Genomic DNA, 18,537 nt, shown 5'->3' with positions numbered 1-18,537 from the left:
GGAGAAAAGATGGCTGAAACGGCTACGGCAACTGCGAAACGTACGGTCAAGTTTATCATCACCCGCCGGGAGACTCCGGATTCGGCTCCTTATACCGAGGAGTTCGACATTCCGTATCGCCCGAACATGAACGTCATCAGCGCCTTGATGGAGATTCAACGCAATCCGGTCAAGGCCGACGGCACCAAGACGACTCCCGTCGTCTGGGAATCGAACTGCCTGGAGGAAGTGTGCGGCGCTTGCTCGATGGTCATCAACGGCAAGCCGCGCCAAGCGTGCTCGGCTCTGATCGACAACCTGGAGCAGCCGATCCGCGTCGCTCCGATGACGACCTTCCCGGTCGTTCGCGACCTCGTCATCAACCGCGAGCGCATGTTCAACGCGCTGAAGCGCGTTAAGGCGTGGATTCCGATCGACGGAACCTACGACCTCGGCCCGGGCCCCCGGATGGCCGAGTCGAAGCGCCAATGGGCTTACGAGCTGTCCAAGTGCATGACCTGCGGCGTCTGCCTGGAAGCATGCCCGAACGTGAACGACCGTTCGAGCTTCATCGGACCGGCTCCGATCTCCCAGGTTCGCCTGTTCAACGCTCACCCTACGGGCGAGATGAACGCTCACGAGCGTCTGGAAGCGCTGATGACCGACGGAGGCATCGAAGGCTGCGGCAACTCGCAGAACTGCGTGCGCTCCTGCCCGAAGGGCATCCCGCTGACGACCTCGATCGCGGCCATCAACAAGGACACGACCAAGCATATGTTCAAGAGATGGCTTGGCATGTAAGAGCCTCATAGCTTCGCAATCGGTTCGTACACCTTCAAGAGAGAACTCGCTAGTCTTATGACGCGGGAGCTCCTTGAAGGTGTTTTTTTATTTCAGGCTTGATTGAAGTTTAAATCTGGATCATATATGGATTATAAATATATTGATCAAAGATAATATTCGGAATATAATAGCCTTGAAATGATCTAAATGAGGTCGTGTCGATAGCTGGAAAGGAAGGGGGATTGACGGATGAATCCGCTGAACGTGGTCATGCTCCAAGGCAGGAGCCGCACGGATCGCATTTTTACGAACGAGCATCTGGAACGAATCCGGCGATTCGGAACGTTAACGGTCAACGGATCCGACGAGGATCCGACTTCGGCGCTGGCGGCGAAGCTCGCGGAGGGAGCCGACGTCGTCATCACGTCGTGGGGCTGCCCGCCGCTGGAGGCTCCGATTCTCGACCGCTGCCCGAAGCTGAAGCTTGTCCTGCACGCGGCGGGTACGGTCAAGCCGATCTTGAGTCCGGAGATTCTCCCGAGGGGCATCCGCGTCGGAACGGCGAACGAGGCGCTGGCGCGCGGCGTGGCGGAGACGGCGCTGGGGCTTGCGATCGCGTCGCTCAAAAACATGTGGCAATTGGCCCGCAACACGAGGGAGGGAGAATGGCATAAGCAGCGAGAGCGCGTTCGCGAGCTTTACGAGGTGACCGTCGGGGTGATCGGCGCGGGACTGGCCGGCCGGCATCTGATCCGATTGCTGCGGTCGTTCGAGGTTCGGGTGCTTGTCAGCGACCCGTTCGTGTCCGAGACCGAAGTCGCCGGCATGGGCGCCGTCAAGGCCGAGCTGGACGAGCTTCTTCGGTCGTCCGACGTCGTCTCCTTCCACGCGCCATCCGTTCCGGAGACGGACCGGATGATGAACGCGCGCACGCTTGCTCTCATGAAGGACGACGCGATCCTGATCAATACGGCCAGAGGCTCGCTGATCGATGAGGACGCCCTTGTCGCGGAGCTGCGGAAGGGAAGGCTGTGGGCGTGCCTGGACGTTACGAATCCCGAGCCTCCGGAGGCCGATCATCCTTTCCGCTCGCTGCCCAACGTTACGCTGCTGCCGCATATCGCGGGAGCCGAGAACAACGGTCTGCGCCGGATCGGCGGCTTTGTCGCGGACGAGGTCGAACGGTACGCGACGGGGAGGCCGCTTAAAGGCGAGGTCGACATCGCGCAGCTGCATAGATTGGCCTGACAAAAGAATCGGATTCCGATCCGCGCGCGGGTCGGAATCCGATTCTATTTTGAGCTAATTCGTAAGGCTGGGAGGCGTCTCGGGGGCGGGATGCTCCGTTGCTTCCAATCTTCTTAATATCGAGTCCGCGTTCTCCATCTTCGTCCAGTAGAGCAGTAGTTCATTGTTCATCCGGCTTAGCATGGCGGAGGTCGCGTTCAGGTCGACGTGATACCGGAAGCTCGGGATGATATCCCGGAACATGGAATAGCGGAGAGGGTTGGCGTTCTTGGGATCCTGGTATTCGGCCGCGGATTTCAGGCTCGGAATGCTCAACGTATCCTTGCGAATGCTCTGTTGGGACTCCGGGGACAGCAGGAATTCCATTAGCGTCTTGGCGGCTTGCTTCGACGCTCCGCGCTTGTTGATCGCGAGGCCGATCACGATCAGCAGCGTTCGCGCCTCCTTCGCATAAGGGACCGGCGAGATGTCGAAGTCCAACCCCGACTTCCGAAGCGCGTTCATGCGGAAGTAGCTCGTGACGATCATGGACGCTTTCTGATGGGCGAACAGGCGCTCCGACACTTCCTCCTCCGTCAGAAACAGAGAGATCATGCTGTCTTCCACGAAGCCCAGGCAGGTCTCCAAGCAACGCTTGAGCTGCTCGTCCCGATAAATCGTTTTCCCGTCCGGGCCGATCTTGAACTTAAAATCGTCTTGAAGAAGGAACAACGGCCAGCGATTGGTCGAGATCAGATTAAACAGAAAGCCGAGACGCTCGCGCTCCCGGGACAACGCTTCGTTCGCGCGTACGACGTCGGCCCAGGTCCAGCCGCTGTCCGGCTCGGACAGGCCGGCCTCTTGAAAATGGCGCTTGTTGTAGCACAGCACGATAGGCGAAAAAACGAGCGGCTGCACGTAAAGAGCGCCGTCCGCCGTAAAAGGCTTCGTCAAGAAGGGATAGACGCCTTCTACCGTCGCAAGCGGCTCCAGCGACTCGGGATGGGTACCGCTATCGAGAAACAGCTCGTAATCCTGGAGATTGACGGTGATCAGATCGATCGCTTCCCGCTCCATGCTCTCGCGCAAGGTTGACGAAAGCGGAATCATCTCGACTCGGATTTGAGGGTAGCGTTCATGGAAGGCGTCGATCAAGGACAAGAGGTTCGCTTCTTTGATCAGCGTAGGGTAGTAACCGAATTTGACGGTCGTCCGGTTGGCCGGATTCCTGTTGACGACGCGCGCGCCGATGCGCGGCTGTTTCTCGACGAAGCCTTGCTCCACTAGAGTGTCGATCGCCTTGCGGACGGATTTCTTGCTAAGTTGGAATTGCTCTCCCAGCGCTATCTCGGAAGGGAGCAGATCTCCCGCCGCGTATTTGCCCGTTACGATGTCGTTCTCGAGCGCGGCGATCATGTCGTCCATGCGGGTCTTGAACGTCGTGCGCTTCGGTCGGTTGGTCATGAGGCACCTCTTCTTTATGAATCCTAGACTAGTCACTTGCCGACGGTAACATAGGACCCAGCTATGACCTTATTTTAGTCGAAAAATATAGTCGCTTCAAATGAAGATTTAAGGCCGAAGCATCGTTCCAAACGGGCTATTCTATGCTATACTGGGCTATATCTGGGTCATAAATAACGAATCAGTTGTGAGTAATTAGATATTAAATTCTAGATATCTCTTTAGATGGAGGGGTCCGGCATGCGAATATCAATGGGCTTGGAGCATGACAGCTATAAGTACGTATACGGCGTTTATCATTCGTTCGCGGCGCCGTTCGACGAGAACAAGACCCTCTCTCTCGTCTGCGGGAGAAACGACCGGGCGGCCGCGCAGCTGCTCTTGTATGCGGACGAAGAAATGCTCGTCGCCGTGAACGAGGAGGCCTGCTTCTACGAGCGGGGGCCAATCGATATCGTCCGCGTGCGCGCGGAGATACCGGGCCTTGAGAACGGCCGGATCCGAGCGAGCTTGATCGGACTCGTCGAGGACGACGACCGGCAGTTGAAGTCGGACATGATCCTGAAGCAGCCCGTCACGCACGTGGAGAAGAGGAAGGCTCAGCCGATCTGGATCGAGGCGGAGGTGGGGCCGGGCGCCAGGCCCGGCGTTTATTATCCGCGCATCGACGTGTACCGGCACCGCATGTTCGAGGACGAGGAGCCGGTGCGGACGCTGACCTTCGAGCTGAAGGTGCTCGACGTCGTCTTAAGCGAACCGAAGGATTACGGATTCTTCCTCGATCTGTGGCAGCACAACTCGAACATCGCGCGCAAATACGACGCGGAGCTATGGAGCGACCGCCACTTCGAGATTCTGGAGAGTTACGTTTCTTCGCTGGCCGACCTCGGCCAGAAGGCCATCTCCGTCGTCGTGTCGGAGATACCTTGGTCCGGGCAGGCGTCCTGCTACGACCGGATCGATCCCGCCAACCTGTTCGAATACAACATCGTCGGCGTGACGCGCCTCGGCGAGGACGAGTGGGAATACGACTTCGGCGCCCTGAACCGGTACGTGGAGCTCTGCATGCGTTACGGCATCAAGGAGGAAATCTCGGTGTTCGGGCTGCTTAATATTTGGGTGCTGGAGGACGCGGGTTACGGCGGCGTGATCCAAGATCATGGGGATGCCGTACGGATCCGCTATTACGACGCGGCGAGCCGCACTTACAAATACATGAAGGAAAAGAAGCAGCTTGCCCGCTACGTAGCCGCGCTGGAGCGGAACTTCGTCGAGCGGGGCTGGATCGACAAGGTCAGGATCATAGCGGACGAACCGGCGGATCTTGCGTTGTTTCGCGCAAGGTTGGCGTCGCTTCGGGAGATGGCCCCGTCCTTTGCATACAAGGTCGCGATCAGTCATGCCGAATTCATGCAAGAGGAAGGGCTCCTGGATCATGTGCCGTATTTGTACTGCGTCGCCGGCGAATACGACATGATCGCGTCCCGCATGCGGGACAAACCGGGCCGAACGCTGTTCTACGTCGCATGCGAGCTGCCCTACCCCAACACGTTTATAACGTCCCCGCTGCTCGAGTGCCGGTTGCTTCCGTGGTTGGCGTTCCATTTCGGCCTGGACGGGTTTCTGCGCTGGAATTATACCGTCTGGCCGAACGATCCGCTCAAGAAAATCTCTTACCATCATCCGTTCTTTCCGGCGGGCGATACGAACTTCGTCTACCCGGGGCGGGACGGAGAGCCGATCCTGACGCTGCGTTACAAGCAGCTGCAGAAGGGCATCCGCGACTTCGAGCTGATGCAGGCTTATCTGCGCCGGGGCGGCGACAAGGCAAAGCTGGAGCGCAGCCTGCGCCGCGTGTTCAGGTGGGCAGACGTGACGGACCTTCATCAGGACTCCCGCAAGAAGCGCGAGGAGCTGTATTCGCTAGACCCGCAGGATTACGAATCGGTCATGGGAGAGCTATTGGCGGAACTAGCCGGAGGGCTGCCGGCATAGGCTTCAACGAGGGGAATCGGCGCGGGTGCGCCAAGGCATAAAGGAGAGGATTCGAATGGCAAGCTCGACCTTGTCTTCGTTTTTGCGCCGGAGCTTGACCGAGCTTCGGGACCGCGGACTCTATCAGCAGATCGACTCTTTGGAAGGACCTAACGGACCCGTCATAAGCATGAGAGGGCGGTCGTTCGTGAATCTGTCCTCCAACAATTACCTGGGCCTGGCGACGGATAGCCGATTGGCGGAGGCGGCGGTCGAGGCCACGGTCCGATACGGCGTCGGCAGCGGAGCCGTCCGCACGATCAACGGGACGTTAGCGCTCCATGCGGAGCTGGAGGAGAAGCTGGCCGCGTTCAAGGGAACCGAAGCCGCCGTTGCGTATCCTTCGGGCTTCAATTGCAATATGGCGGCGATATCGGCGGTGATGGACGCCGGCGACGCCATTCTGTCGGATGAACTCAACCATGCGTCGATCATCGACGGCTGCCGCCTGTCGAAGGCCAATGTGATCCGATATCGGCATTCCGACATGGACGATCTGCGCGCCAAGGCGCGCGAAGCCAGGGAATCCGGCCGCTACGCCAAGATCATGGCGATTACGGACGGGGTGTTCTCCATGGACGGGGACATCGCCCGCCTGCCGGACATCGCGGATATCGCGGAGGAGTACGATCTCATTACTTACGTGGACGACGCGCACGGCTCGGGGGTGCTCGGGGGCGGAGCGGGCACCGTGAAGCATTTCGGTCTGACGGACCGCATCGACCTCCAGATCGGAACCTTGTCCAAGGCGGTCGGAGTGGTCGGGGGCTATGTGGCCGGCACGAGGGATTTGGCGGATTGGCTCAAGGCGCGAAGCCGCCCGTTCCTGTTCTCCACGTCGCTGCCTCCGGGAGCGGTCGCGGCCAGCATCGCGGCGATCGGCCTGGTGGCCGGCAGCCCGGAACTGCTCGGCCGGCTCTGGGACAACGCGGAATATCTGCAGCGGGGACTCCGGGAGCTGGGCTACGCGCTGGGGCCGACGGAGACGCCGATCACCCCTTGTCTAGTCGGCGACGAAGAGATGACGCAGCGCCTCAGCGCCAGCCTGTACGAGAAAGGCGTTTACGCCCGGGCGATCGTCTTCCCGACCGTTCCGAGAGGGGCGGGGCGCATCCGCAACATGCCGACCGCCGGCCATACGAAGGAGATGCTGGACCTCGCTCTTGCCGCTTACGGCGAAGCGGGACGCGAGCTGGGACTCATTCCTTAGAAGGAGCGGGGGCGGATGAGAAGAATACTTGTAACGGGCGCGCTCGGGCAGATCGGGAGCGAATTGACGGTTCGGCTGCGGCAGCTGTACGGCGATGCCTCCGTCCTTGCGACGGATATCCGTCAAGGCCTCGGCGCGGCTGCCGAATGCGGTCCCTACCGGCTGCTGGACGTCACCGACAGCCGGGCGTACGTCGAAGCGGTTCGCGAGTTTCGGGCGGATGCGGTCATTCATCTGGCGGCCGTACTGTCCGCCGCGGCGGAGACGAAGCCGCTGCTCGCATGGGATCTGAACATGGGAGGGCTGTTGAACGCCCTGGAGGCGGCCCGGGCGCACGGATGCAGCCTGTTCGCGCCCAGCTCGATCGCCGTCTTCGGCCGGGGAGCGCCCAAGCGCGATACGCCGCAGGACGCCGTGCAGCGGCCCGCCACCATGTACGGAATCAGCAAATCGGCCGGTGAGCTGCTGTGCGATTATTACCGCCTGAAGTACGGCATGGACGTCAGGGGGCTGCGTTTTCCCGGACTCGTCTCTCACGCGGCCCCTCCGGGCGGCGGAACGACCGATTACGCGATCGACATGTACATTCAGGCTGTCCGGACCGGCCGATATTCGTCGCCGCTTGCGCGGGGGACTTTTCTGGACATGATGTACATGCCGGATGCGATCGAATCGATCGTCAAGCTGATGGAAGCGGAGGCTTCCCGGCTTAAGCACCGGAACGCGTACAACGTGTCGGCGATGAGCGTGGACCCGGAGGCGATCGCCTCCAGCATTCGCAGGCGCCTGCCGAACTTCGAGCTCGGTTACGGCGTCGATCCGCTTCGCCAGTCCATCGCGGACGGATGGCCGGACGCGTTGGACGCGTCGGCGGCCCGGGAGGAATGGGATTTCGCCGCGGCATACGATCTGGACAGAATGACGGACGACATGCTCGCCCATCTCTCCGTCAAGTTCGGAAGCGGCGAAAGCCATGCCGTCTCCGGAGAATAGCAACGATCTGCAACGACCGACAGCCGCAATGCGCGGCTTCCTCCGGTGCCGGCTTTCTCGCAAGAGATGGCTATTGGATCTGTCGAAGCCGCGCAAACTTCGCTATAATAGGGCCTATCCGCAATTGTTGGAGGGACCTTCGTGGCACAGCTATATTATAAATACGGGACGATGAACAGCGGCAAATCGTTCGAAATTATCAAAGTCGCGCATAATTACGAGGAGCAAGGCAAGGCGGTCATCATTTTCTCGCCAGCCATCGATACGAGAGACGGCACCGATCAGATTGGATCCCGCGTCGGAATGACGCGGAAGGCGGTCCCCGTCGACGAAGGGACGGATCTGTTCGATTGCGTGAAGCGGCAGCAGGACCCTCCCGGACAGCGAATCTACTGCGTACTGATAGACGAGGCCCAGTTCTTGACCAAGAGGCACGTTTTGGAGTTGACGAGAATCGTGGACGAGCTAAACATCCCGGTGATGGCGTTCGGTCTCAAAAACGACTTCCAGAACAACCTGTTCGAGGGCAGCTACAACTTGCTCGTTTACGCGGACAAGATCGAAGAAGTGAAGACCATCTGCTGGTATTGCGACCGCAAGGCGACGATGGTCGTTCGCTACAAGGACGGATTCCCGATGAGCGAAGGAGACCAGATCCAAATCGGGGGCAACGAAGACTATAAGCCCGTCTGCCGCCGATGTTACCAAGCCGCGTTCAAGGAGAAGCCCTGAACGATAGGAGCCCTGACCGATAGGAGCCTTGACCGATAGGTCGGGCTTTCCTTTTTTTTCTCCGGACCTGCCCGAACGATATTCGGCGTCGGATTTCAATGTCGGAATAGTCGCCCCAACCGGCGCCAAAGCTCGATTCATCTCGCTTCGCTTGGTCAACGCCTCCCTAATCTATCTCGAATTGAGATGATATTGATAGGAATTGATTATTTTTATCATGGCGCAGGATATACTATAATTTCAGGTGATATGATCGACAACGTTAACCTTATTAACTAATTAGTTTACCGAGGGGTAGGACAATGCCAACTGAAGAGCGTGACACGTCGTTTAACTGGCAAACGTATTATGGGCAGAACCTGGGCTACATCCAAGAGCAATACGAGCTTTATCTGACGAACCCGGAATCCGTGTCCCAAGAGTATCGTGAGCTGTTCGCCACAAGAGGAGCGCCTCCTCTTCTTGAGCATGTTTCCGGCGCCGCTTCGGCGGCTCCGGCGGCTGGATTGGATGCCAGACAGCTGAAGCATGCGGTCGACGCAGGGAAGCTCGTCTGGAATATTCGCACGTACGGACATCTGGCTGCCGACATCGATCCGCTTGGCATCGATGCGAAGCCGAGCACGAAAGTGCTGGAGCCCGCGACCTACGGCCTGAGACCGGAGGATCTTGCGGCGCTGCCGGCCAGCCTGGTCTGGGAAGGAGCTCCGGAAGGGCTCAAGAACGGCTGGGATGCCATCGTTAAGCTTCGCGAAGCGTACTCCGGGCCGATCGCCTACGAGTTCGGACACGTGCACGACGAAGCCGAGCGCAAGTGGCTGAACGATTACGCCGAGAAGCTCGTTCCGTCGCAGTCGCTTAACGCGGAAGAGCGCAGCAAGCTCGTGAAGCGCCTGCTCCAAGCCGAGCAATTCGAGGATTTCCTGCAACGGACCTTCGTCGGCGCGAAGCGCTTCTCCGTCGAAGGCAACGACGCGCTCGTCGCGCTCGTCGACGAGATCGTTCACGAATTGACGAACGCGGGCGTCGGCCAGATCACGATGGGCATGGCTCACCGCGGCCGCTTGAACGTGCTCGCTCACGTTCTCGAGAAGCCGTATACGAAGATCTTCTCCGAATTCCATCACTCGACGAGCAAGGCCGTTATTCCGGCGGAAGGCTCCATCGGGATGAATTACGGCTGGTCCGGCGACGTGAAGTATCACTTGGGCGCCAACCGTTCGATCAAGACGGGCGAAACGGCTTGGACCCGCGTAACGCTCGCGAACAACCCGAGCCACCTGGAATACGTGAATCCGGTCGTTCAAGGCTTCGCGAGAGCGGCTCAGGAAGACCGCAGCAAGGCCGGCTATCCGGTTCGGAACGAAGAAGCTGCGGCTTCGATCGTCATTCACGGGGATGCCGCGTTCCCTGGCGAAGGCATCGTCACCGAGACGATGAACCTGAGCCAGTTGAACGGCTACCGTATCGGCGGTACGATTCACATTATCGCGAACAACAAGATCGGCTTCACGACGGAGAGCTTCGACTCCCGTTCGACTCATTACGCCAGCGATCCCGCGAAGGGCTACGAGATTCCGATCATCCACGTCAACGCGGACGAGCCGGAAGCCGTCATTGCCGCGGCCCGCATGGCCAGCGAATACAGAAGGCTGTTCAAGAAGGACTTCCTGATCGACCTGATCGGCTACCGCCGTTATGGGCACAATGAGACGGACGATCCGGAAACGACGCAGCCGCTCATATATAAGAAGGTCAAAGCGCGTCCGACGGTCAGCCGCCTGTACGCCGACAAGCTCATCGCGAAGAATCTCTTCAGCGAAGAAGAGTACGTCCGCATCAAGACGGAAGTCGTCGATCGCCTGAAAGCCGCTTACGAGGAAATGAAGCAGAGCGAGAGCCAAGAAGCGGTTCACCAGACTCCGGAGCCGGTCAGCGCGGCGCCTGCCGCTCCGAAGAGCGTTCCTCTGGAGAAGCTTCGCGAGATCAACGCGGAGCTGCTGAACTGGCCGAAGGACTTCACCGTATATCCGAAGCTGCAGCGCATTCTCGAACGCCGCGCGAACGCTTTGAACGACGGCGAGAAGTTCGATTGGGGCCATGCGGAAGTGCTGGCGTTCGCTTCCATTCTGGCGGAAGGAACTCCGATTCGGATCACCGGCCAAGACGCGGAACGCGCCACGTTCGCTTTCCGCAACCTGGTCCTTCACGATCCGAATACGGGCGCGACTTACAGCCCGCTGCACCACCTGCCGCAAGCCAAGGCTTCGTTCGCTATCCATAACAGCGCGCTGTCCGAAGCCGCGGTGCTCGGCTTCGAATACGGCTATAACGTATTCGCGCCGGAGACGATGGTCATCTGGGAAGCGCAATACGGAGACTTCAGCAACGTCGCGCAAGTGCTGATCGACCAGTTCATCTCCTCCGGACGCACGAAGTGGTCCGAGAAATCCGGCCTGATCATGCTGCTGCCTCACGGCTATGAAGGCGCGGGTCCGGAGCACTCCAGCGCACGCCTCGAGAGATATCTCCAGCTGTCGGCGGAAGAAAACTGGACGGTCGCGAACCTGTCGAGCTCCGCTCAGTACTACCATCTGCTTCGCCGTCAAGCGAGCACGCTCGGAACCGAGGACGCGAGGCCTCTCATTCTCGTGACGCCGAAGAGCCTGGTGCGCAACCCTCGCGCCGCTTCCTCTCCGGAAGAGCTAGAGAAGGGTTCGTTCCGGCTGATCATCGAGCAGCCGGGTCTCGGCGGCAAGGCCGATCGCGTCGAGCGCCTGATCCTGTGCTCCGGCAAGGTGGCTATCGACCTCGAGGAAGCGCTCGATAAGGAGAAAGACAAGGACTTCGATTGGCTGCACATCGTTCGCGTCGAGCAGCTCTATCCGTTCCCGGCTCAAGAGATTGCTGCCGTGCTTGCCCGCTTCCCGAACCTGAAGGAGATCGTTTGGGTTCAGGAAGAACCGCGCAACATGGGATCCTGGGGCTTCGCCGAGCCTCGCGTTCGCGAGATCGCGCCGGCTGGCGTAGAAGTGCGTTATATCGGACGTCCGGACCGTTCGAGTCCGGCTACGGGCTTCCAACAAATCCACGCTCTGGAGCAGCAATTCATCGTACATCAATCGCTAAAGCCGAGTCCGACTTTGGCTCATAACCTGGGGAGGTAACAGCAGTGCAAGATATTATTGTGCCAGCAATGGGCGAATCGATTACCGAAGGAACGATTGCCAGATGGGCAGTTAAAGTCGGAGACGCGGTGAAGCAGGGCGACCTGCTTCTCGAGCTCGAGACGGATAAAGTCAACCTGGAGATCAGCGCCGAGTCCGATGGCGTGATCGCCGAGATCGTCAGCCAAGAAGGCGACACCGTTCGCATCGGCGAAGTCGTCGGCCGTATCGGCGCCGGCAGCGGAGCGCCGGCAGCGGCTCCCGCTCCGGCAGCGGCGGCTCCGGCGCCTGCGGCAGCCCAAGCTCAAGCTCCTGCTGCGGCTCCCGCGCCTGCGGCCGCTCCGGCAGCTGCGCCTTCGCAGCCTTCCAACCCGGCTACGATCGGTTCGCCGTCCGCGCGCAAGAACGCTCGCGAGCAAGGCATCGATCTGAGCGCGGCAGCCGCTCCCGCACCTGCTGCGGCTCCGGCCCCTGCAGCCGCTCCTGCGCCTGCAGCTCCTGCGTTCACGTCGAACAAGCCGTACGAACGCAAGAAGATGTCCCGCCGCCGCGCGACGATCGCGAACCGCCTCGTTCAAGCGCAGCACACGGCAGCTATGCTGACCACGTTCAACGAAGTCGACATGACGGCCATCATGGACGTGCGCAAGCGCCGCAAGGACTCCTTCAAGGAGAAGAACGAAGTCAACCTCGGCTTCATGTCGTTCTTCACGAAGGCCGTCGTAGGCGCGCTGAAGAAGTTCCCTCTGCTCAACGCGGAGATCGAAGGCGAGGACATCATCGCCAAGAAATACTACGACATCGGCATCGCCGTTTCCGCTAAGGAAGGCCTCGTCGTTCCGGTCGTTCGCGACGCCGACAAGCTGGGCTTCGCCGAGATCGAGCGTTCCATCGTGGACCTCGCGACCAAGGCTCGTTCCAACACGCTGGCGCTGTCCGACCTGCAAGGCGGAACGTTCACGATCACGAACGGCGGCACGTTCGGCTCGCTGCTGTCGACGCCGATCCTGAACGCTCCTCAAGTGGGCATCCTGGGCATGCACAAGATCCAATACCGTCCGGTCGCGATCAACAACAACACGGAAGTCGCGATCCGTCCGATGATGTACATCGCGCTTTCCTACGACCATCGCATCGTCGACGGCGCAGAAGCGGTGCAATTCCTCGTTAAGGTGAAGGAACTGCTCGAAGATCCGGAAACTCTTCTTCTGGAAGGCTAATCCTTTAACCGACCTAATAGAGCTGTTCCCCAGGTTTTTTGACCTGCGGGAGCGGCTCTATTTTTTTCTCCCCCCAAAACCGTTTCCGCGCCTCGGATGTCTAATGGATGAGAAGGGAGGGCAAGCATGACGACCGAAGAGCAAGTGATCGCCGCTCAGGGCGGAGACGACCAGGCATTCTACGGGCTGATCCATTCCGAGAGGGTTCGGCTATTCCGGATCGCCTATTCGTACCTGAAGAACGAAGAAGACGCGATCGAAGCGATCCAGGAACTTACCTATCGCGCTTATTTGAAGCTTGGAAAGCTGAAGGAACCGCGGTATTTTCACACTTGGCTCATTCGCATTCTCATTCGTTACTGCCTGGACGAGCGCAAGCGCAGGCAGCGGATGACGCCGGTTGACGAGGTGCCGGAGCCGCTGTCGAAGGAGCTCAACCTGGACGACCGGATTCAACTCGGCATGGAGATCGAGAACCTGAAGCCGAATCATAAGCACGTCATCATTCTGAAGTATTACGAGGACATGACGCTGACCGAGATTTCTCGCTTGCTGGAGAAGCCGGAGGGGACGGTCAAAACGTGGCTCAACCAGGCGTTGAAGCAGCTCAGGCTAGTCGGCGGAAAAGGGGGCGGAGAACATGCGTGAGGAGGAAAAGGCGGGACTCGGGGAGTTTGGCGAGTTTCGTTCGGCGGAGGAGCCGCAGAGTGAGGAAGCGCTGATCGGAGAGTCCGCGTTGGACGCCAGATTGAACGAAGCCATACGGGGCGGCATCCGGGCCGGCCGCGAAGAGAAAGGCCGCCGTCGAAGGAGAGCGGTGAAGCGATGGACGACGATGGCATCGGCATGCGCTCTCGTGTTCGTCTGCTTGCTCTCGATTCGGGTGTCTCCGGCTTTCGCTTCGATGCTTAGGGACATTCCGGGGCTCGAGAGGTTCGTCGATCTGATCGAGAACGGAGACCGGAGCATTCGGCTAGCCGTGGAGAACGACGACTATCATTCGCTTGGGCTTACGGACGAAGCGGACGGCAAGAGCTTGAAGGTCCAAGGCATCATCGTGGACGAGTCTCGCCTCGTGTTGTTCTATGAGCTTCGGAACAGCGAGAAGGAGCAGCCTTTGTCCATGGATCGGACTTGGATAAACAGTGTTATCGGAGAGATCCCCTACCGAAATGACGGGCATATAGGTTCGATCAGGGAGTCCGTGACGAAGGAGAACGGACAAAATATCGTATACGGCACGATCGAATTCTGGCAGGAGGAAGGCAAAACCAATTGGCCTGCGGCGGTTACGCTGCATCTCCAGCCGAAGGAGGCTTCCGTTGCCGCCGGCGTCGAGTCCGACGGATCGTATCGGCATCTTGACGAAGCTCTTTTCCAAATCGACTTCTCTATTCCCGCCGAATGGTACGAGGACAAGAAGCAGGAGATTCCGATCGGGCAGGTCATCGAAGCGGAAGGCCAGAAGATCGAAGTCGTCAAAGCCGTCGTCTCTCCGCTTAGGGTAGCCGTTTATCTTAGCTATGATAAGAACAATTCCAAGCAAATCTCGTTCCCCGGGGATATGCGGTTGGTGGACGAAACCGGCAAGCAATGGGGCACGAATTCCGGACATGGGTGGAGCAGCGCGAACGATCCTGGAGTATTCAATAACGCGACCATGTATTTTGAAAGTACTTACTACGATAAGCCGAACAAACTGACGTTGGAAGGAAGCTGGTTCCATGCTATCGATAAGGACGAGAAAGATGTGCTGTTGGATCTGGATGCGCAGAAAGTCGTGAAAGCTCCGGACGATCGGTTGAAAATCGAGGGAGTCACGCGGACGTCGGGCAGCAGGATGCTTCTGGAGCTGTCGATAAGCGGCGTTGCCTCTGACGATAATTGGACGTACACGCTATTCGACGGGTACTTCTATACGGTCTCCGGCGCTCCCGTCCGAATAATGGAATCGGGAAATTCAAAGGACTCCTCCGCTTCCGGAGTCCAGCACATGTACTATTCGTTGCCGCTAGCGGAACGTCCTTATGAGCAACCTTTGAGATTTCCGTTATTTTCGTATCCGGCCTACCTTCGCCAAGAATATCGAATCCCATTATGGTAAACGAATCCCCTTCTCCGGTATCGCTGCCGGGGAAGGGGATTTTGCAGTCTGGTATGCGATTAAGACTTCGCCGACGCCATAGCTTCCTTAGCCGCTTCGTCGAATTGCTCCATATACTCTTCCAGAGTCAAGCCGGAATCGTATACGGCTTCCGCGATGTCCTTGCCGACGTAGCGAACGTGCCAAGGCTCGTAGGTGTAGCCGGTAATGTCCTGCATGCCCTCCGGGTAGCGGATGATGAAGCCGTGCTCGTGGGCGTGCTTGGCGAGCCACTTGCCTTCCTTCGTGTCGCCGAAGGTCGTCTCCAGCTCGTAGTTCGCGCTAGCGCTAGAGACGTCCATCGCAAGCCCCGTCTGATGCTCGCTCTGGCCCGGATGCGCGCTTGTCCGATTGGCGACCTCCGCGCCCTTCAGCTCGGCGTTGCGGTCGAAAATCGACTTCTGCGTGGCATAGGAACGATAGCCGGAGACGGCTTTCAGACTAATATCGTCTTCCTTGGCCGCAGCGAACAGTTCCTCCAGCGCGTCCGCGGCTATTTTGCGCATCTGCTTCTTAGGCGAATCGCCCGAGAAAGAGAACTCGACATCCGGAATGACGAGATCTTCCGGAATATACTTGGAGGATAAGTTCCGCTTCTTGTTCACGAGCACGAGCAAGCTGTCCGTATTCGTGATCACGGCCAGTCCGTCCGAATTCTTCTCGATCGTGACGGCAGGCGCATTCGGGATCATCAATGCGGTAACCGCATCGGAAGCTCCCGCCGGGCTGCTTGGATTGTCAGAAGGCGACGAAGGGCTTGTCCCCTGCGGTGACTCGGAAGGGGAATCCGAAGGCTTGTCCGACGGAGATGGAGATGCCGAAGCGGACGGAGAGCCCGTCGATTGTATAGGTTCCGACGAATCGGGAGTCGACGAAGCGGAAGCGGTTGGCGAGGCAGACTCGGACGAGCCTTTCTGGGCGAATACGTCCCAGTCCCCGATGCGGGTGAAGCCCCAGACGAGAACGCCGGCCGCTACGACGGCTGTCAGCAGTTTTGTTTTTGCACCCAATGGTATCTAACTCCTCTCTAGCTATTAAGACGACTGAGAGCAGCGAGAAGTTTCGGAGATTTAGTCAATTCGTCATGGAATTGTTTTGTATTATGCGCGTTTTCGAACGAATTAAGCATAATTTTGTCGAAAAGTTAGCAAAAAACGAGAAGGATCGAGCCGTTATTTGTCTAATACAAAGGGGATGAAAATGGAAGAAGGGTGGAGTAAGCATCATGCGAGGTCAAAGAGGGCTGCGCTCTCTTCGCGTTCAAGTCTTGATCCTGATGCTGGCAGTCCTCATGCTGCCATTAGGCGGGCTTGGTTATTACTATTTTAAGACTTTAAGCTCCGATCTGGGGGAAATCGAGCGTTCCCATGCGTTGGACGTCAGCTCATCCGCGCATAAGCTGCTGGATCAGCTGGGCGAGCAGCTGTCGAGCAGCGTCATTACGAACGCGAACTGGGAGGATGCACGGGCCGCCTTCGAGAAAAAGGACAGCGCCTGGCTGGCCGAGAATATGGACGTTTCCGTCGGCATCATTCCGGGAGTCGATTTTCTGGCGGACTTGGAGCTCGACGGCACCGTCATCAACTCGGTAGGGGATATCGAGGAGTACTCCGCGAAGCTTGCCGATGAGGGCTTGCTGGCCAAGGTTAAAGAGCAAGCCGACGTATTCGGGATGGTGGATACCTCGAAGGGGCTTGCGCTCGTCGCGCTGTCGCTCGTGACGGATGAAGCGCGCTCCAAGCCGCCGGCCGGCATTCTAATGTTCGGCCGCCTGCTGGATGAAGAAGCTCTGTCTCGAGTAGGGGAGCTGATCAATGGAGATCTGGCGCTTCGATCGATGAGCGGTCAATTTTTGACTACCGATATGGACCTTCTGCCCGATCCCGGCTCCAGGCTCGCTTCCGAGGAGCCCGGCTTCCGGTCGGTCGAGCGGGGGGACAAGGGCTTCAGCGAGATCACGTCCAAGCATGAGGGCTTATCCGGCGGGTCCATAGCGGATACGGTCGTCCTGCTTCCGGCCGAAGCGAGCGCGACCGTGCGATCGGAGATGATCCGTCTGAGCTTGGTGGCGGGAATCGCGGCTGTCGCCCTGATCGTTCTGATTTCTTATCTTCTCCGAAGAAGGATTATCGTGCCGCTTACGCGTTTCGAACGCTTTCTGGGAGAGGTTACGGAAGGCAATCTGCAAGGTCAGCTTAAAGAGAACGATCTTGGCCGGCGCGACGAGATCGGCTCCATCGCCCGGTCCCTGCGCGATATGGTAGCTCAACTGAAGGAGATCGTGACGGGAATACGCAAGACGGCGGCGGTTACCTCCGCTGCCGCGGACACCTTGTCTTCCGAGGCGGAGCGTGCCGCGGAAGGCGCCAACCGGATCGCGGAATCGATCCAAGAGGTGGCGGCCGGGGCCGAGTCGCAGAAGGACGGCATGAACCGAGGCGCGGAGGTTACCCGCGGCATTCTCGACGGCATTATCACGATCGGGGAACGGACCGCGTCGATCTCGGAGACCGCCGAGGCGGCGACGCGCAAGGCGGATAGCGGCAACGAAACGATCGTAGGCGCGATCGGCCAGATGGGCAAAATCGCGGAAACGGTGGATTCGTCCGTGCAGGAGGTTCGGCTCTTGGTCGATCAATCGGCCGATATCGGCAAGATGGCGGAAGCGATCTCCCATATCGCGGCCAGAACGAACATCCTTGCTCTCAACGCCAACATCGAAGCGAGCCGGGCGGGAGAGCAAGGCCGCGGCTTCTCCGTCGTGGCGGAAGAAATCCGCATGCTCGCCCAGCAGTCCGACGCCACCGCGGCGGACATCTCGGCGAAGGTGGAGCATATTCGCGAGCGGATCGAGAAAGTCATGAAGCGAATCGACGAAGGCAACCGCGAGGTGCAAGGCGGGCTTCACTTGGTGCAAGAGGCGGGACAAGCTTTCGAGGACATCCGCTCCGGCATCTCCGGGATCGGCGACGAGCTGAAGGAGATGGCTTCCGCCGGGCAGGAGATCGGAGCGAGAACGGAGGAGCTGGCCGCGCTGGTGGAACAGACGGAGGCGATCTCGGAGTCGAGCGCCGACCGCTCGCAGGACGTCGCCGAGATCGCCGACTCTCAGTTCAACGCGGTGCGCCGGGTCGCGGACGAGATGGGGGAGCTGTCCCAGCGCGTCCACGAGCTCGAGAAGGCGGTCAACCGATTTAAGTAAGAACGGCGGCAGCTATTCTCGGTTATAGAGCGCGGGAGATGCACGGAAAAGTCGCACATCTCGCCGCCCGAGGTCGCCGAAACGGGGGAGATACACGGAAAAACCGTACATCTCCCTGCTTAAGGGCGTCAAAGCGTGGGAGATGTACGGAAAAACCGCACATCTCCCTGCTTGAGGGCGTCGAAGCGGGGGAGATGCACGGAAAAACCGTACATCTTCCCGCCCGAAGGCGCCGAAGCAGGGTAGATGCACGGAAAAGTCGCACATCCCGCTTCCAATAGGCGTCGCACCACGCGCCAAGCTACACAAACGCACCAAGCCAAGCAACCTTACGCAAACCACACGAACGCCGCAATAAAAGAAGACCGAGCAGAGTCCGCTCT

13 protein-coding genes are annotated in these 18,537 nt (G+C 59.0%); 11 read left to right on the top strand and 2 right to left on the bottom strand.

Going from position 1 to position 18,537, the window contains the following annotated elements:
* The first annotated feature begins 9 nt into the window (after window positions 1-9).
* Entirely contained in the window at window positions 10-780 is a 771-nt protein-coding gene (sdhB, locus tag H7B67_RS00800) for a succinate dehydrogenase iron-sulfur subunit (protein WP_185117902.1), read from the top strand.
* Window positions 781-1,011: 231 nt separating this feature from the next.
* The gene (locus H7B67_RS00795; RefSeq protein ID WP_185117901.1) at window positions 1,012-2,010 is read left to right on the top strand and encodes a hydroxyacid dehydrogenase; all 999 of its coding nucleotides are present in this window, start codon (window positions 1,012-1,014) and stop codon (window positions 2,008-2,010) included.
* 54 nt (window positions 2,011-2,064) lie between these two features.
* On the opposite strand, the gene H7B67_RS00790 is transcribed toward H7B67_RS00795, so the two are convergent.
* Window positions 2,065-3,453 carry an extracellular solute-binding protein gene (locus tag H7B67_RS00790; RefSeq protein ID WP_185117900.1) on the bottom strand — a complete coding sequence of 463 codons (1,389 nt, stop codon included), beginning with the start codon at window positions 3,451-3,453 and terminating at the stop codon, window positions 2,065-2,067.
* A gap of 240 nt (window positions 3,454-3,693) precedes the next feature.
* On the opposite strand from H7B67_RS00790, the gene H7B67_RS00785 reads away from it, so the two are divergent.
* The 8 genes from H7B67_RS00785 (at window position 3,694) to H7B67_RS00750 (ending at window position 14,913) form a co-directional block, all read left to right on the top strand.
* The gene (locus H7B67_RS00785) at window positions 3,694-5,448 is read left to right on the top strand and encodes a DUF4091 domain-containing protein (protein ID WP_185117899.1); all 1,755 of its coding nucleotides are present in this window, start codon (window positions 3,694-3,696) and stop codon (window positions 5,446-5,448) included.
* A 55-nt stretch (window positions 5,449-5,503) separates the two neighbouring features.
* Window positions 5,504-6,697, top strand: a complete 1,194-nt coding sequence (locus H7B67_RS00780; protein ID WP_185117898.1) for a glycine C-acetyltransferase — start codon at window positions 5,504-5,506, stop codon at window positions 6,695-6,697.
* Window positions 6,698-6,712: 15 nt separating this feature from the next.
* Window positions 6,713-7,690: an NAD-dependent epimerase/dehydratase family protein gene (locus tag H7B67_RS00775; protein ID WP_185117897.1), complete on the top strand. Its 978-nt coding sequence runs from the start codon at window positions 6,713-6,715 to the stop codon at window positions 7,688-7,690.
* Window positions 7,691-7,831: 141 nt separating this feature from the next.
* A complete protein-coding gene (locus H7B67_RS00770) occupies window positions 7,832-8,422 on the top strand; it encodes a thymidine kinase (RefSeq protein WP_185117896.1) in 591 nt (196 codons plus the stop codon).
* A gap of 302 nt (window positions 8,423-8,724) precedes the next feature.
* On the top strand, window positions 8,725-11,589 hold the full coding sequence (locus H7B67_RS00765) for a 2-oxoglutarate dehydrogenase E1 component (RefSeq protein ID WP_185117895.1): 2,865 nt from the start codon (window positions 8,725-8,727) through the stop codon (window positions 11,587-11,589).
* Window positions 11,590-11,594: 5 nt separating this feature from the next.
* A complete protein-coding gene (odhB, locus tag H7B67_RS00760) occupies window positions 11,595-12,809 on the top strand; it encodes a 2-oxoglutarate dehydrogenase complex dihydrolipoyllysine-residue succinyltransferase (protein WP_185117894.1) in 1,215 nt (404 codons plus the stop codon).
* 126 nt (window positions 12,810-12,935) lie between these two features.
* Window positions 12,936-13,457: a sigma-70 family RNA polymerase sigma factor gene (locus H7B67_RS00755; protein WP_185117893.1), complete on the top strand. Its 522-nt coding sequence runs from the start codon at window positions 12,936-12,938 to the stop codon at window positions 13,455-13,457.
* Entirely contained in the window at window positions 13,450-14,913 is a 1,464-nt protein-coding gene (locus H7B67_RS00750; protein ID WP_185117892.1) for a DUF4179 domain-containing protein, read from the top strand. The genes H7B67_RS00755 and H7B67_RS00750 overlap by 8 nt, the downstream gene beginning before the upstream one ends.
* Window positions 14,914-14,972: 59 nt before the next feature.
* On the opposite strand, the gene H7B67_RS00745 is transcribed toward H7B67_RS00750, so the two are convergent.
* Window positions 14,973-15,962, bottom strand: coding sequence for a M15 family metallopeptidase (locus H7B67_RS00745; protein ID WP_245363774.1), 990 nt, complete (start codon window positions 15,960-15,962; stop codon window positions 14,973-14,975).
* 215 nt (window positions 15,963-16,177) lie between these two features.
* On the opposite strand from H7B67_RS00745, the gene H7B67_RS00740 reads away from it, so the two are divergent.
* Complete coding sequence (locus H7B67_RS00740; RefSeq protein WP_185117891.1) at window positions 16,178-18,154, top strand: methyl-accepting chemotaxis protein; 1,977 nt, start codon at window positions 16,178-16,180, stop codon at window positions 18,152-18,154.
* Window positions 18,155-18,537: the final 383 nt, after the last annotated feature.

The sequence above is a fragment of the Cohnella thailandensis genome (assembly GCF_014212135.1).
GTDB lineage: Bacteria > Bacillota > Bacilli > Paenibacillales > Paenibacillaceae > Cohnella > Cohnella thailandensis.
This window is presented reverse-complemented; position numbering and strand designations above follow the sequence as displayed.